General features: G+C 67.5%; 16 protein-coding genes and 3 pseudogenes. 11 read left to right on the top strand and 8 right to left on the bottom strand.

Going from position 1 to position 14,131, the window contains the following annotated elements; translation table 11 throughout:
- Window positions 1–244 (top strand): annotated as a pseudogene (locus ABZ646_RS24145) (hypothetical protein); the annotation flags it as partial.
- A 56-nt stretch (window positions 245–300) separates the two neighbouring features.
- Here the strand turns inward: ABZ646_RS24145 and ABZ646_RS24150 are convergent.
- The 3 genes from ABZ646_RS24150 to ABZ646_RS24160 form a co-directional block, all read right to left on the bottom strand.
- Complete coding sequence (locus ABZ646_RS24150) at window positions 301–885, bottom strand: SMI1/KNR4 family protein (RefSeq protein WP_360522502.1); 585 nt, start codon at window positions 883–885, stop codon at window positions 301–303.
- A 407-nt stretch (window positions 886–1,292) separates the two neighbouring features.
- Window positions 1,293–1,760, bottom strand: coding sequence for a hypothetical protein (locus tag ABZ646_RS24155; protein ID WP_360522505.1), 468 nt, complete (start codon window positions 1,758–1,760; stop codon window positions 1,293–1,295).
- A gap of 459 nt (window positions 1,761–2,219) precedes the next feature.
- Window positions 2,220–2,621, bottom strand: coding sequence for a hypothetical protein (locus ABZ646_RS24160; protein WP_360522508.1), 402 nt, complete (start codon window positions 2,619–2,621; stop codon window positions 2,220–2,222).
- A gap of 78 nt (window positions 2,622–2,699) precedes the next feature.
- Here ABZ646_RS24160 and ABZ646_RS24165 point away from each other — a divergent pair, with 78 nt between their 5' ends.
- The 4 genes and pseudogenes from ABZ646_RS24165 to ABZ646_RS24180 all read left to right on the top strand — a co-directional run bounded on the left by ABZ646_RS24165 (window position 2,700) and on the right by ABZ646_RS24180 (window position 5,565).
- Window positions 2,700–4,436: a caspase family protein gene (locus ABZ646_RS24165; RefSeq protein WP_360522511.1), complete on the top strand. Its 1,737-nt coding sequence runs from the start codon at window positions 2,700–2,702 to the stop codon at window positions 4,434–4,436.
- Window positions 4,437–4,627: 191 nt separating this feature from the next.
- Window positions 4,628–4,726: pseudogene (locus tag ABZ646_RS24170) on the top strand (LCP family protein); the annotation flags it as partial.
- Between the two features lie 150 nt (window positions 4,727–4,876).
- On the top strand, window positions 4,877–5,095 hold the full coding sequence (locus tag ABZ646_RS24175; protein ID WP_360522514.1) for a hypothetical protein: 219 nt from the start codon (window positions 4,877–4,879) through the stop codon (window positions 5,093–5,095).
- Between the two features lie 35 nt (window positions 5,096–5,130).
- Window positions 5,131–5,565, top strand: a complete 435-nt coding sequence (locus ABZ646_RS24180) for a hypothetical protein (protein WP_360522517.1) — start codon at window positions 5,131–5,133, stop codon at window positions 5,563–5,565.
- Window positions 5,566–6,390: 825 nt separating this feature from the next.
- Here the strand turns inward: ABZ646_RS24180 and ABZ646_RS24185 are convergent.
- Window positions 6,391–6,795: pseudogene (locus ABZ646_RS24185) on the bottom strand (LacI family transcriptional regulator); the annotation flags it as partial.
- A gap of 98 nt (window positions 6,796–6,893) precedes the next feature.
- Here ABZ646_RS24185 and ABZ646_RS24190 point away from each other — a divergent pair.
- The 6 genes from ABZ646_RS24190 to ABZ646_RS24215 all read left to right on the top strand — a co-directional run bounded on the left by ABZ646_RS24190 (window position 6,894) and on the right by ABZ646_RS24215 (window position 10,699).
- Window positions 6,894–7,385 carry a DoxX-like family protein gene (locus tag ABZ646_RS24190; protein ID WP_360522520.1) on the top strand — a complete coding sequence of 164 codons (492 nt, stop codon included), beginning with the start codon at window positions 6,894–6,896 and terminating at the stop codon, window positions 7,383–7,385.
- Window positions 7,382–8,314 (top strand): hypothetical protein, encoded by a 933-nt coding sequence (locus ABZ646_RS24195; RefSeq protein WP_360522523.1) that lies wholly within the window; start codon window positions 7,382–7,384, stop codon window positions 8,312–8,314. Before ABZ646_RS24190 ends, ABZ646_RS24195 begins: the two co-directional genes overlap by 4 nt.
- A 29-nt stretch (window positions 8,315–8,343) precedes the next feature.
- Entirely contained in the window at window positions 8,344–9,093 is a 750-nt protein-coding gene (locus tag ABZ646_RS24200) for a DUF2071 domain-containing protein (RefSeq protein WP_360522526.1), read from the top strand.
- Entirely contained in the window at window positions 9,090–9,839 is a 750-nt protein-coding gene (locus ABZ646_RS24205; RefSeq protein WP_360522529.1) for a methyltransferase domain-containing protein, read from the top strand. The genes ABZ646_RS24200 and ABZ646_RS24205 overlap by 4 nt, the downstream gene beginning before the upstream one ends.
- Window positions 9,836–10,261, top strand: a complete 426-nt coding sequence (locus ABZ646_RS24210) for a hypothetical protein (protein ID WP_360522532.1) — start codon at window positions 9,836–9,838, stop codon at window positions 10,259–10,261. The genes ABZ646_RS24205 and ABZ646_RS24210 overlap by 4 nt, the downstream gene beginning before the upstream one ends.
- 201 nt (window positions 10,262–10,462) lie before the next feature.
- Entirely contained in the window at window positions 10,463–10,699 is a 237-nt protein-coding gene (locus ABZ646_RS24215) for a hypothetical protein (RefSeq protein WP_360522535.1), read from the top strand.
- Between the two features lie 138 nt (window positions 10,700–10,837).
- On the opposite strand, the gene ABZ646_RS24220 is transcribed toward ABZ646_RS24215, so the two are convergent.
- The 4 genes from ABZ646_RS24220 to ABZ646_RS24235 form a co-directional block, all read right to left on the bottom strand.
- Complete coding sequence (locus ABZ646_RS24220; protein ID WP_360522538.1) at window positions 10,838–11,074, bottom strand: hypothetical protein; 237 nt, start codon at window positions 11,072–11,074, stop codon at window positions 10,838–10,840.
- A 574-nt stretch (window positions 11,075–11,648) separates the two neighbouring features.
- On the bottom strand, window positions 11,649–12,338 hold the full coding sequence (locus tag ABZ646_RS24225; RefSeq protein WP_360522540.1) for a GntR family transcriptional regulator: 690 nt from the start codon (window positions 12,336–12,338) through the stop codon (window positions 11,649–11,651).
- Between the two features lie 47 nt (window positions 12,339–12,385).
- Window positions 12,386–13,096, bottom strand: coding sequence for an amino acid racemase (locus tag ABZ646_RS24230; RefSeq protein WP_360522543.1), 711 nt, complete (start codon window positions 13,094–13,096; stop codon window positions 12,386–12,388).
- Window positions 13,093–14,131: dicarboxylate/amino acid:cation symporter (locus ABZ646_RS24235; protein WP_360522546.1), on the bottom strand; the 1,039-nt coding region annotated here is incomplete at its 5' end. The genes ABZ646_RS24235 and ABZ646_RS24230, both read right to left, overlap by 4 nt.

The raw sequence follows: 14,131 nt of genomic DNA on the forward strand, positions 1-14,131 counted from the left end.
GACCAACGGCAACGAGTGTGTACAGACCTTCGTCGGCAAGAGGACCGACGGCTCGTGGTACATCGACCTGCGCAAGGACTTCCCGATGCCGACCTGGCGCGAGGGGTGTGGACGCTCTAGCATGTCATCGCGTCAGAATTCCGGATCCATGGCCGCGTACGGCGGAGCGAATGGGTTCAGCGTCAAGAACCGACTCCTGGACGGCGACGAATACTGGCTGGACCTGAACGGGTTCACCCTGTAAAAAACGAATGTGCGGCCCCACAATGATTCACAGGGGCCGCATATTCATGTCGAGGTTCAGAATGTGCTCCACACGAGGAACCCGTTGTCAACCTTCGGGAATCCCTCATCATTCAGGTGGGCGTCACGAATCCGCTCGAAAGCAGCCGTTAGAAGGTCTGCCAGGGAGCTTGGGTGAAGCTTGGTCACCTCACCTTCGGACCAGCTCCCCAGCTTACCTGTCTCCGAGTCGAGAAAGGTGCCGTAAAATCCGTCCCACTCAGACGTGACGGGAATATATGAGGGCTTCCACACGGGTTCATCGTCATCAGCCGCGCCTTCCTCCACCGCGTTCTCATGAATCCACATCATGTGCTCATGGACTGCCTCGATGTGCGTCAAGCCAAGAATTCCCAGACCCTTATTTGTCACATCGCAGTAGTTGGGACTTATAAGCGTCGTGCGATTCATCCCCGGCTTGTCGCATCCGTTATTAACCAGGAGAATTTCCTGCAGATCAGGATGGATCACCGAACCGATCCTCTGCTCGGTCTCACGGATCATCTCCGACGTGGCCGGCGGCGAGAGCTGCGCATAACTACCGGGCGCGCGTTCCCTCAGCCAACCGGTAATCCTCACCCAACATTCGACAGCACTGTCCATCGGAACTCCTTCGCCCACGAGACCACTAAGTCAAATTTGTTTTCGATTCAAAATTTTGTGACGGATCACCAGTACATCGAATCATGACATGGCACGAATCTGACTCGCGCATCATACTCATGCCACAGGAAGGGGTGGCTTCCGCCCGGGCTCTTCCCATCATTCGGGTATTCACGCGTTACCAAGCCTTTTCCAACATCGTACCTCTGATGCCCAATTGCACTGACAGTGCAGTGAAGACCCTGGTAGATGGGTTTTCGACCAAGCGAACCATCTCCGCCAGAGGCTTCGCATGCTTGTCGATCCGTCTGGGATCGACGTGTCCAGCTCCGCCCTGCTTATTGAGAAGGGGTTGAGCACGGACGGATCAGGGTCAGGCCTGGCCGTCATCCGAGGATGTCGACAGGTCAGGACCGCCCCTGCAGGCTGGGCAGCAGGAACTGGGCATGTTTGTGTCGGCATCTCCCCCTGTCCCGGTCGGAGCGTGACGAACGCCCAGTGCCGCAGGGCACGACGCAGCAGCTGCCCGTTCGGCCGGCCAGGAAGGTCCCCAGCATCGCCATCGTGACGGCCGTCAGCGCATCCCTGACCTCGTCCCGGGTCTTCGCCGCCCGGCCTGGCCAGTGAGCTCGCGCATACTCGGCCGCGAAGGCGTACCAACTCAGTTGCGACGGTCCCCGTGCCCCGTGGCCGGAGTTGCCCACCTCGGCCAAGCCCACGCGAATCGCCCGCACCAGCTCCGCCCCGAACTCGCCCGCCAAGGCCACCACCGCGCTGCCGGCATCCGGCCGTCCACCACCGTGCGGCTGCGCCGGGGATCGATCCACAGGCTGCTCGGGCTCAGGTGCGCCGCGATGGTGCTCGTTCAGGTCCATACCCGCCTCCTTCTGATCGGCGGGAGCACGGCTGCCCGGCACATCCACTCCAGCATCCCCCCGCAGGAAGGCACTCGGACGACGTCCAATTGACGAGCGCGGATTGTCGGACGTCCTGACCGTCTTCCGTCACCATTGGTCATACCTGGTCCCGGCGTGACCAGTTGTGGTCCTTGGCGCACTATGCGAACTTGCACGCACCTCGCTGACCCGAACTATCGTTCCCCGCCGGTCAGGACACGCGGACACCGTGGGGGAATGCATGGCAAGAACCGCGCAACAGATCCTGAACGCTCTCAGCCGCTCGACGAGCGTTCAGACGCGGAGCGGTGAGGTGCATTCCCGGTGCAGGGCAACAAGTTGGTTCGCGCCGGGTCCCTGCGACGCGACGGAGACGGACCAGCTCCGGTGCCTCCAGCTCGCGGTGGGGGCACGCCGCAGTGCGCAGGGCCAGGGCCTTCAGTTTGCGTCTGGCTGCTTTTGCTGTTCAAGCGTCTGATTGATGCTGCGCTCCAGCGCGTCGATCGAGACTGCCTCCCCAGACGCCTCAACGGACAGCACCTCCCTCCCAGCCTGACGCACCGTGACGGCGATGGAGCGCGCGCGGTCCCGCTGAAGCCAGAGCCGGAACATCCGCGCGACAGCCACGGCCACCGCAGGGGTCCCGGGCAGCAGCAGCAAGTCGGACAGGCCACTGCCCTTCGAATGCGGGCTGGGGATGGACTCTTCTGTGACTGCGAGCCCGGGCACGGCCCGTGCGGAGTGGACGAACTCAGCGAAAGCCTCCTCGACGGCCGGGTGTTGGCTCTCCAGACCGTCGATCGACAGCGTGACGGCAAACAATGTCTCCGAGCCCACCACGTGCGCTCCCCCCGCTCTGTAAGGTGCCTTCGGCAAGTCAAAGAGCGTAGCCCCGGGGGAGCCGTGTCGCACAGGGCCTTGCTGATCTGCAACTCGGTGTTTCCGAACGACCCCGCTCGGCTTCGTCCGCTAGAGGGGCCGCGCGCGGACGGGATGACGCTGTGGGCTGCGCTCACCGACCCGGCAACCGGCTTGTTTCCCGCCGAGGAGGTCGTCGTACTGCACGAACGTTCCTTCGGCGAGATTCTCGCCGAGACCGAGGAGTTCTTTGCCTCGGCCAAGCCCGGCGACACGCTTTTCTTCTACTACAGCGGGCACGGGTTACAGGTATTCAGGGAGCTGTATCTGTGCGGCCGAGATGCGGTAGCCGACCGGCTCGCCTCATCAGCGATTACTTCGCATGCCCTCAAAAAGATGATGGAACGCAGTCATGCCAGTACCATCGTCGTCGTGTTGGACTGCTGCTACAGCGGTGCGTTCGCCAAAGGCGTCGTCCCGGTCGACCCACAACAGCTTGCGGGCAGCGGACGCTACGTCATCACCGCGTCGAGCAGCACACAAACCGCTGCCGACACCGACTACAAAGGACATCCGAGCCCGTTCACGGCCACACTCGTTGCTGCACTGCGTGGCGCGGCCGACGACGCGGACCACGATGGGTACATAGACCTGGACGACCTATACCGATATGTGAAGCAGGCGCGTTTGCCGGGGGTCCCAGAACCCGGCCGTAAATTCGACGGCGCGGGCGCGGTCACCATTGCTCGCCGATATGCCCCGGCAGCCGAGGAGCATGGTGCGCCAGCAGACGAGAGCGCCCCGGACTCCGAGGTCCCCGACAAAAGGGCAGGTGCGCCGGCCAACGGGCCGCTCGCGCCCCATCCGGTCTCACTGAGCTCGTGGTTCGGCACCCTGCACCTTCGTCAGCGGGGCGACTACTCGTATGGAGACCTGCGCAGCTGGATGGTGAACGCCCTGGCCGCACTCACCCTGGTCGCCCTGTCCACCCTGGGACAGGGAGCGCTGGAAGAGGCGGCCGATATCGGCCAGTACCAGTACCTCGCCTCAGTTCCTGACGTCGACGCGTTCTGCGTCGCCTGTCTGATCGCGGGCTGCGTCATGTTGACTGTCTCGACAGTTGAAGCTGTGGCCGCGCGGCGCGTGCTGGCCAAGGTTCGTTCCCGGCGCGACACCATCGAGGGGCTGCAGGCCGGTCCGCTGTACCGGGTGCTCCTGGTCCGAGACGGCCTGGCCCTGGTGGCGGGGGTGTACTTGGTGGTGCAGCTTCTGGGCGACGAGCTCGCCGTTGGCCAGTATTCCGTCATGCTCGCGGTTCTCGCAGTCTTTCCGTTGGTGACCCTGGGGAGATGGGTGAGCAGAGGCGACGGTGTCTACCTCGCGGGAGGCTTTCTGGCGTTCGCGGCCCTGCTCGTGCCCCGTTCAGACCTGGGATACGGCGCGAGCAACGCGTTCGGGGTCCTGGCAGTCATCCACTTGCTGCTGGTGCTGTCCATGCTGTTCGGCTGGCTGGTGCGCCGAAGACCCCGCTCACTCGCGATACTGGCCCTCGCCCCGGTCGCTCCCTTCCTGATCGCCATACTCGTAGACGGCTTTCTGCCACTGGTCGCTATGGTTGGTTGCGCGCTGGCTCTGATCGGATGCTGCATAGGCGATGGCGTCCCACTCCAAAGGGGTGGGATACCGGCTCCGCCCGACTACTGGCCGAACCAACTCAGAAAGCGTCTCAGCCACGGCCGCGGCCATCAGACCGATCGTGCCCCAGTTGCCACGATGGAACGCCACATGGGCAGGTGATGGCTCCTGGCGTTCGCCGCGCCAGCCAGTGCCTTTCCTCATGCGCCGGGCGGCCTCAGGGGGCCTCGGCCGGGTCGCCCCCGCGCGCAGCCAGGTGGACAGCGCCGAGTCCCGCAGGTCATACGACCGTTTCGCGAGCGGGATGCTGACAGGAGTGGTGTGGGCGGTGGCGTGCCCGAGGCCCCGACACCCGCATGGACCACTACCTCGAGGTCGACTTCAGCGGCTTCGAGAAGCTCATCGACGAGCTCGGCGACGTCCCGGTCACCACGACCAAGGACATCCAGGAATCCGGTCAGATCCCTTGATCGGCGCCGCCCTGTCCTCGAAACCGGTCACCAAGCTGATCTGCCACCACACCGCCGCGGACCGGGCACGAACCCTCACCGCGTCCTTCGACGGCCTGATCGCGCTGCGCGGCGGACAGCAACCGCAGTCTTGTGGGGCGTCAGAGAGCTCTCGCCAATCCACACCGGGGCTTCCTGATCGACAGCATCACCAAATACCTGACGGAGGACGGCTACATCACCGGCCAGGAACACCAGATGATGCCGTACCGGGTGCCGCTTCCCTATCGTTGCGCCATGACGGACGAACAGTTGCGCGCGCAGGTCTTCCCGAACCGCTTTCCCGAGGCGGTGGACTCCGGGCCCGGGTAGCGCAGGACCGCTGCCACTGTTTCAGCCAGGTCCGGGTGAGTCCGACCGGCGCGGCGACGTCCTTCCACGCCGAAATCCAGGACACCAGTGCTCCGGGCTGGCTCGGGCTGCTGGAGCTGATCGAAGTAGCGGTGGACGACGGGCGGGAGGAGTTCCGCCCGCTGCCGGAACTGAGTCCCGAGGAGCGGCGGCAGATCGTGACGCTGCCGGTGTCGATCGGGCGGCTGACGGCGGTGGGGACTCTGGTGCTGTACGGAAGCAACCTGGTTCGGATACCTCCGGAGATCGGCGACATGACAAGCCTGGAGGAGTTCGGCCCCTACACGTCGCGACGGCTGCACTTTCCCGCACGAAATCACGCGGTGCACTCGGCTGGTGAACAGCACGGTGAGCACGCGCTCGATCTACGGCAACTACAAGTACCGGCCGCCGTTCCCACGGCTCCTCCCGCCCGACGACACGGTCCTTGACCTTGAGGGCCTGACTCCCGCCCGCTGGGGCACCACCGTGGCCCGCACCTGCAGCGTCTGCACCGGGCCGATCCCGGCGACGGGCCCGCACCAGGCGTGGCTCTCCCGGGCGGTGGCGACCGATGTTCTGCCGCTGCTGGTCAACGCCTGCTCCCAGGCGTGCCTCGACGCTCTGCCCCGCTGGGGCCAAGGGCTACATCCCTACACCTCATCGGGGCGGCGCGATCGAACAGCCTCCGTCACGTTGACCGTCGCCACCCGGCTCCGGACCGGTGTGCTGGCCCCCGCGCTGGGGCCATCGTCTCTTTCCTTGTGTGGCAAGGCCCGTTGTGCCGTGCGCACTTCGGGCAGGCGCGCTGCTAACCGCTCCGGGCAACCAGTGAGGTGGCTGTGACGTTGTTCAGCGGGCCCTCGATATTGGCCACTTGGCCCCACCGGCTGCACAACATCGGGTGACGCCCCAAAGCGGCCCCACCGCCGCTCACGTGGGGGTACGGCCGTGAGGCGGGGCCACCGCAGACCGTCATCGAACGGATGCCGGAGCCAGCGATGGCCAATTCGCTGGGGCCGATTGCCGACGTTGAAGCCACAGTGAGGTGACGCCCCGACAGCGATTCTCCGTAGGGCAGACCTCGGCCTTCGTGGGACCTGCGCACCGACGGTTCAGCGTCGCTGGCAGCGCTCATGTAGCTCGGCGATGAGTGCCTTCTCGTGCGTGTTGAGATCTCCGTCGACGGTGGCGACCCGTTGGGCGGCGTAGACAACGTCGCTGAGATCCCCGGGCTCGGCGTCGATGCGGTGCCATACCTCGTCCGGATCGATGGTTTTCGTGCGGGCGATGTGGTTGGCCACCAGCGCCGACAGCCGGTTCGTCGAGTCGATGGTGCGGTAGCTGTCGCCCTTGGGGCAGCGCACCAGCTCGCCCGTGCCGAGTTCGTACGGTTGCCAGTCGACGCGGACTGCTCCGGGTCGGGTGAACTCGGTCTCCAGGCCGACGATTCCGTCCCAGCGCATGCCAGTGCATCCCTTGAGGGCCACGGCGACGAACTCGTCGTCGCAGCCGGAGAGCAGGGTGGCCCGCTCGGCGGTGAGCAGGATGCCGAGCGCGTCGGTGACGACCTTCTCCGGACCACGGTCCCGGGAGCGGCCGGCGCGCCTGCCGCGTCCGCGCCGCCTGGCGGCCGGGTCTGACGTGATCAGCCCCTCGTCGATCGCGTCCTCGAAGATCAGGCCTCGGTAGAGGCTTCGTCTCGCCCCTGATCTACGACGGTTGTACATGAGTAGACTGTTCTTGAACGCGTTCAATTCTGCGATCGGGTGTGGTGTCCATGGACTTTCTGGTCGGGTCTTCTCCGGCCGCGCTTCGCGCCGGTGCGTCCGATGTACAGCCCGCCGCAGAGGCACCACCCGAAGGGCTGGGAGACCGGAGCGTAGCGACGGGGTGGCAAGGGGTGCTGGCGCGCTGGGCTGTTGCTCTGGTGTGGTTCTACGAGGGCCTGTGGTGCAAGGTCTGGCCGGGGCGGGACGATCAGCGGGCCATTCTCGGGGACGTTCCCCATATGCCGGCTTGGGCGGTGCCGACGGCGCTGATCGTCATCGGGATCGCGGAGGCCGCCATTGGTTTGTGGGCGCTTTCCGGGCTGTGGGCGCGGGCCGCCGCTGTCGTACAGACGGCGCTCGTGGTGGTGTTCAACGCGGGCGGACTGCTGTTCGGCCTGGATCACATAGCGGAACCGGGGCGGATGCTCACCCAGAATCTGGCCTTGGTAGCGCTGGTCTGGCTGGTGGAACGGACCTCACCCGGCGTGGCGGTCCGGTGAGCGGCACACCATGGGCACGCGGCCGGATCATCAGCGGGTCGGGCGGCCCCCGCCTCTTGTTCGGGCGGATGTACGAGGACTGCGGTGTCGAGCTCGGCGTCCTGCCCAGCGCGGGGGCGCGGGTGCTGTGCATCGCCTCCGCGGGCGACACCGCCGCCGCCCTGCAGCAGGCCGGTCACGACGTGACAGCCGTCGACGTCAACCCGGTACAACTCGCCTACGCACGTGACCGGCTCGCCGGCAGAACCACCGCGGAAGGCTCCGCAGAGACACTGATGCGGCTGGGCCGTGGAGCGGCCGGCGCGCTGCTGCCGGCCTGGCGCGGGCCCGCACTGCGCGCCTTCCTCGCCCTCGATGATCCGGCCGAACAGGCCCGGCGTTGGCGCACTGCCCTGGACGGCCCGGGGCTGAGACATCTGATGTGGCTCGCGCTGCGGCCGGGCGGCGCGCTTGCGGTCGCGCTGCGCCCCTCGTTCGCGCAAGTGGTCCCGGCACGCTTCGACAAGGTGCTCAGACGACGCCTGGGGCGGACCGTCGCTGGGCACGCCAATGCCTGTAACCCCTGGATGTGGCGGCTACTCGCGGGGGTCGAACTTCCGGGGGCACAGCCGCTGTTCGCGCCGGACGTCCGCCTCGTCCACGCCGACGTGGTCGACGCGCTGGAACAGGCTCCGCGGGCCGGCTATGACGCGGTGACCCTCTCGAACGTGCTCGACGGGCCTGGCCCCGCCTTCGCCGGCCGGCTGCGCGCCGCCGTGCGGCGTGCCGTGCGTCCCGGCGGCATCGTCGTTCTGCGCAGCTTCCGCGAGCCCACGGCGACCGGACCCGGCTGGGCTGCGCAGGACCGGTCGGCGCTGTGGGGCGTGGTGCGCGTCATACGGCTGGGCGCAGACCCCTCGGGCGCCGAGGACAGGAGGATCGACCCGTGAGGCACTTGGTGCAACGTCATCCCATGGCGATGAGCACGCATTTCGCGCACTCGCTCGTGCTGACCTACGCTCTGCCCGCCGAGGCGCTGCGCCAGCTGGTGCCGCCGGGCCTGGAACTTGACACGTACCCCCGCGGCGAGCAGGGCGTGGAGTACGGCTTCGTGGCCGCCGCCCTGGTGGACACCCGTGCCCTGCGGCCGGCGTTCCTGCCCGCGCGGCTGGGCCGTGACTTCTTGCTGACCGGATACCGCGTTTTCACCCGCTTCCGCACCCCTGGCGGGCGCACCATGCGGGGGCTGCGCATCCTGCGCAGCGACACCGATACCCGGTTGATGCGGCTGGGCGGCAACCTGTTCACCCGCTATAACTATCGCCTTGCCCATATCAGTTCGCGCGCCACGGACGGCACCCTGGAATTCCGGGTCGACAGCGCCGACGGGTACGCCGACCTGCTGGTGCGTGCCGACCTGCACAGCGCTCCGGCGCCGTTGCCCCCGCACAGCCCCTTCGCCGACGCCCGAGCCGCCCGCCGCTTCGCCGGCCCCCTGCCCTACACCTTCGAGTACGAACCCGAGACCCGCTCCGTGATCGTGGTCAAGGCATTCCGTACGCAGTGGGACCCGCAGCCGGTCTGTGTCGATGTGCGCCGGCTGACCTTCTTCGACCACGGCCCGCTCGCCGGAACCCGCCCCGTCCTCGCCAACGCCTTCCACGTTGCGGGCGTCGACTACGGCTGGCACCGCGGTGTGCGCCGCACCGAGATCGGCGCCATACGGTGACGCTGCGGCACTCCGGCGTCCGCGACGTCATCGCCTATAACTGGCCCCAGTACGCAGCGGGTGCGGGGACTGCGGCGGCCGCAGCCCTCCTTGCTCCGCGTCTGCCTCGCGCGCTGGGCCCCCTCGCCCGGACGGGATCGGTCGCGGCACTCACTCTGCTGTGCACCGCCACGGCGGCGAGCTGGCACGTCTACGACCGCTCCGGCCTGTACACGTACGACTGGCTGGAGGACCTACTGCCTCGCATCCCGTCGGCATACGTGGTGGTGAGCACCGGCCTGGACGAGGTGAGCGCCCCACTCGCCGCACGCTGGCCGAAGGCCCAGCGCACCGCCATCGACCTGTACGACCCGGCCTTGACGAGCGAAGGGTCCCTGCGCCGCGCCCGACGCCGGGTGCCTCCCCCCGCCCACGCCGCACCGGGCCGCCCAGAGGCGCTGCCGCACCCGGCGAACTCGGCCGACACCGTCCTGCTCGTCTTCGCCGCGCACGAACTGCGCCGCGCACAGGACCGGGAGCGGCTGTTCACCGAATGCGCCCGGCTGCTGCGGCCCGGCGGCACGCTGCTGGTCGCCGAGCACCTGCGAGATGCCGCCAACACAGCCGTGTTCGGGCCCGGCGCCTGGCACTTCCTGCCCCGTCAGGAATGGTTGCGGCTCGCCGCCCACGCAGGGCTGGAACACAGTGCCGAGCGCCGCTTCGCGGGCCTGATCGCGGTATTCGCCTTCAGCAAGGATCGCAAGTGACCCAACTTCTCAGTCTCAGTGGCCAGTTGCGCCTGGTCGGCGTCGCCCTGATCTTCATGGGACTGGTGCACGTCGCGCTCCCGCGGATACTGGGGTGGCCCGCCGACCTGCGCGCCAGCAGCCTGCTCACCCGCCAGGTCTCTTACGCGCACCTGTTCTTCATCGCATTGACCTGCGCACTTCTCGGTTCCCTTCCCCTGGCCTTCGCGCCGGCCCTGCTCACCGGCGCACCCCTGCCGACGTTCCTGCTCTGTGGCCAGACCCTGTTCTGGGGCCTGCGCTGGATCATGGAGTTCGCCTACTTCTCCCCCCGCACATGGCGCGGCCATCGCCTGCGCACCGCAGGCCATGTCGGGCTCGCGGTGCTGTGGACCTGGGTGACGGCTGTGTTCGCGGCAGCGGCGGCGCACGGGTTGCGGTGAACCCGGCACCCTGCTCAAGTTCACCGCCGAGGGAGCGGAGGAAGGCGGCAGCCCAGCTAGGGCCTGTCCGACGGGTCGCGTCACCGATCCTGCACCCGACAGCAATGTCACCCGAACGGCCTAACATGACGTGTCGCCCACATGGATGAACATCAAGCTGAGTGGTGTCCCAACCGAGGCAATCCGTGAAAGGCGAACCACATGCGCATTCGACGAATCCTCGCCGCCGTCATCGCCACGGCAGCCCTCGCCGGACTCGGCCTCACAGGCGCCGCCACCGCCACCGCCACAACCGCCACCGCCACAACCGCCACCCCCGCCAGCCTCACCCCGGGTGAGTGCGAGCAGGGCGGTGGAACGGTCGATCGGTCGAACACGTCCGCGGCCGGGCTCCCGACCTGCAAGGGCGGCAAGTTCAACGGGCAGGATGTCGACTAAACCCCACCAGGCGCCCCGCAGCCACGCGCTGCGGGGCGCTCCCACGCGAGCGCAGTCAGGAGAGCCGCAGGTACGTGCCGGCCCATAAGGGCGGTCCGAATCTCCCGGACCGCCCTCGCGGCGCGATGACACAGAGCGCTATGCAGCGTCTCCGTCCTCTTCCAATGCCCTTGTGATCTTCGCGTTGGCGGCTTCCTCGTGGCCGTCGATGCAGCCGTGATAGGGCCGGTGGATCACCTCGGGACGGGACGCGTCTCCCGAAGCGTCAGCGTCCGTCCGGGTGTCGGTGTCCAGGTAGTACCGGCCGCCGGGGTCCTTGGTGAGCTGTCCGGCGTCGGCCATCCGGTTGCAGGTGCGCCGGGGCGCGGATGGCACTGCCGAAGGACGTCCATCAGATCGCCTCGGCCCTCAACAGGGCGCTCGGGGTCGGGTACTCCGTCGTGAAGCAGTTGCCGAGCCGTCCTGACTCAGACGGGTCGTACGAGCGAGCCAAGGATTGGTTCAGCAGGCCGCTGTCCGACGGGGTATATCTGTTGCAAGTCGCCCTCCGCCACGACCTGGGCGTCGAGGTGGAGCCCGACTGCGAAGACCCTCGCGCTCGGTTGCTCACCACTCTCGACAGGGAGCGGAACAGCCTTGCCCGTCGGCTCGCCTCAGAACAGACCCAGGCCACTGGGCATGCTTGAGAGGCAGGGCAAACGGCAAGCCCCCTGGGCGTCACCCCAGAGGCCTCGGGCACGATCAGGTGCCGTCATTCGTACTCGCGAAGCAGTTCCTCGATACGCCGGTTGGCAACGTCCTGCCGTCCGTCGGCACGGCCTCCAACACCCGTCGCACCCGCGGCGGCCTGCCCGGGCCTCGGTGTCACTTCGTCACGTCAGTCATCAACTGTCGCTTCCAGCTCGGGAGCCACACCACTCACCGTGCAGACCCCACCACGCTTCGAAGGTCAGTAGGCGGTCACGTCGTCGGCGAATTGGTTGGTGTCGAAGAGTTGGTTGATGTGGCCGCCGAGTTCGGACCAGTGCTGTCCGGAGAGATCGGCGGCCGCGGCGGCGTCACGGGTCGCGCAGATGTCGACGAGCTGGTCGTGGTGCTCGATCGTGTTGCGGCCGCCCAGGAGCGTGGAGAACTTGCGGTAGAGGATGCGGTGGATCTGGGGGTGGAGCTGTTCGACGATCCGGCTGAGTACCGGGTTGTCCGCGATCGCGATGGGGACGGCGTGGAACCGGTCGTCGGCTTCGAGGGCCGCCGTGATGTCGTTGGCGGCGACAGCACGTTCGAAGGCGCGGTTGGCCTCCCGCATGGACCGCAGATCCCGCTCGGTCATTGCCGGTACGGCGGTTTCGATGGCGAGTCGGTCCAGTGAACGCAGCACGGCGAGGGTCTTCTCGACGTCGCGGCGGTTGAGCGTGGTGATACGGGTGTAGACACCCGGCTTGGCCTCGACCAGGCCGATGTCGGCGAGCCGGGCGAGCGCCTCGCGCACCGGGGTGCGACTGAGCCCGAGGCGCTCGGCGAGCTCGCTGTCCTTGACCTTCTCCCCCGGGACGAGTTCGCCGCGCACGATGGAATCGCGCAGGCGGTGGAAGACCTCGTCACTGAGGAGGCGGCGGGAGACAGGGCTGTCGAGTGACATATTGCGTACGATACATCGCTCATCCTCCAGTCCACCCGTCGCCCCCGTCATGCCGCCCGGGCCCGGCGGACGAGGGCCCGGGCCAGGACGACGGCCGGGTCGACCAACGGCAGGCCGAGGGCGTCGGCCGGGAGACCGAGGGGAATCTCGGTGCAGCCCGCGATGATCGCCTGTGCGCCCCGCGTGATCAGCTCTTGGGCGGCGTCGGCCAGAGATACGCCCGCCAGGCCGTGCTGACCTGCTTTGACATCCCGGATGGCGGTCATCACGTGGTCCTGCTGACTGGGGTCGGGCAGCACGAGGTGGATGCCGTAGCGGCCGAACCGTTCCTGGTAGAGACCTGCGTGGACGGTGCCGGTGGTGGCCAGCAGGCCGACGGTGCTGACGGCCGGCCGCAGCGTTGCGAGGTGGCGCGCGACCTCGCCGATCATGTGGACGATCGGCAGGCCGACGTGGTCGGCGATCCGGGGCACGAAGGCGTGCGCGGTGTTGCAGGGGATGGCGATCACAGTCGCGCCGGCCTCGCGCAGGACTCGGCTTCCGTTGAGCAGCCAGGGCGTGGGGTCCGGCCCGTCACCGAGGAGGGCCTCGGTGCGGTCGGGGATCGTGGGGTCGGACCAGATGACCGTCCTGAGGTGGTCCTGGTCGCTGCGGCCCGGAGTCATCGACACCAGCTTGGCGTAGAAGTCGGCGGTGGCCGCCGGTCCCATGCCGCCCAGGATGCCGATGATCTCCGTGCTGCCGGTCGGGCTCGTCACTGCGCCGCATCCTTTTGCAGAGTGCGTTCCGGCGGGGAGCCGGGGCCGGTCGTGTCGGCGGGCGCGACCTTGCCCCGGGCCGCCTCAGCCGGGTCGAGTTTCGCCTCGCGCCGCTTCTCGGAGCTGTCCACGACGGCGGCGGCGAGCGAGTTGCCGATGACGTTCACGCCGGTGCGGGCCATGTCCACGATGAAGTCCACGCCGAGGAGCAGGGCGATGCCTTCAGCGGGCAGGCCGATGGAGTTCCCCGCGGCGATGAGGACGACGATCGAAGCCGAGGCCACGCCGGCCATGCCCTTGGAGAGGATCACCAGCACTCCGACCATGACCAGCAAGGCAGGCAGGGATGTGTCGGCGCCGTAGGCGTTGGCCAGGAAGACCAGCGCGGCCGCCTGGTAGAGGACTGAGCCGTCGGTGTTGAACGAGTAGCCGAGGGGGACGACGAAGGAGGTCGTGGACCGGCTCAGGCCGAACGCTGCGAGTCTGCCCATCAGCGGGGCCAGCACCGACTCGGAGCTGCGGGTGACGAACGCGATCCCGGCGAGACCCCCGACCGCCTTCAGCAACTCGACGTAGCGGATGCGGAAGATGACGGCGATGAGGGGGAACAGTACGCCGAGGACGATCGCCAGACCCGCGTACACCACGGCGACAAACCCCATCAGGCTGCGCAGGTTGCCGAAGCCGTAGTACGCGACGTCGTAGGAGATGAAACCGAACACCCCCAGCGGCGCGACGCGGATCACGTAGCCGACGACCTTGAACATCACCGCGGCGACGGACTCCAGGACGGAGGCGAAGGGCGCGGACTTCTCCCCGATCGCGGCCATCGCGACACCCACCAGCAGCGCGAAGACGATCGCGCCGAGCAGGTTGCCCTCACCGAACGCGGCGAAGATGTTCTTCGGTACGGCGTGCAGGACCAGCTCGTGGAAGTCGATGCCCTGAGTCAGACCGTCCAGGTCCTTGGCGTCAGCCCTCTGGACAGGGGCACCCTTACCGATTCCCGTGACCTTCGCCAGGCTGCCTCGGACC

The organism is Streptomyces sp. NPDC007162, from assembly GCF_040634175.1.
Classification (GTDB): domain Bacteria; phylum Actinomycetota; class Actinomycetes; order Streptomycetales; family Streptomycetaceae; genus Streptomyces.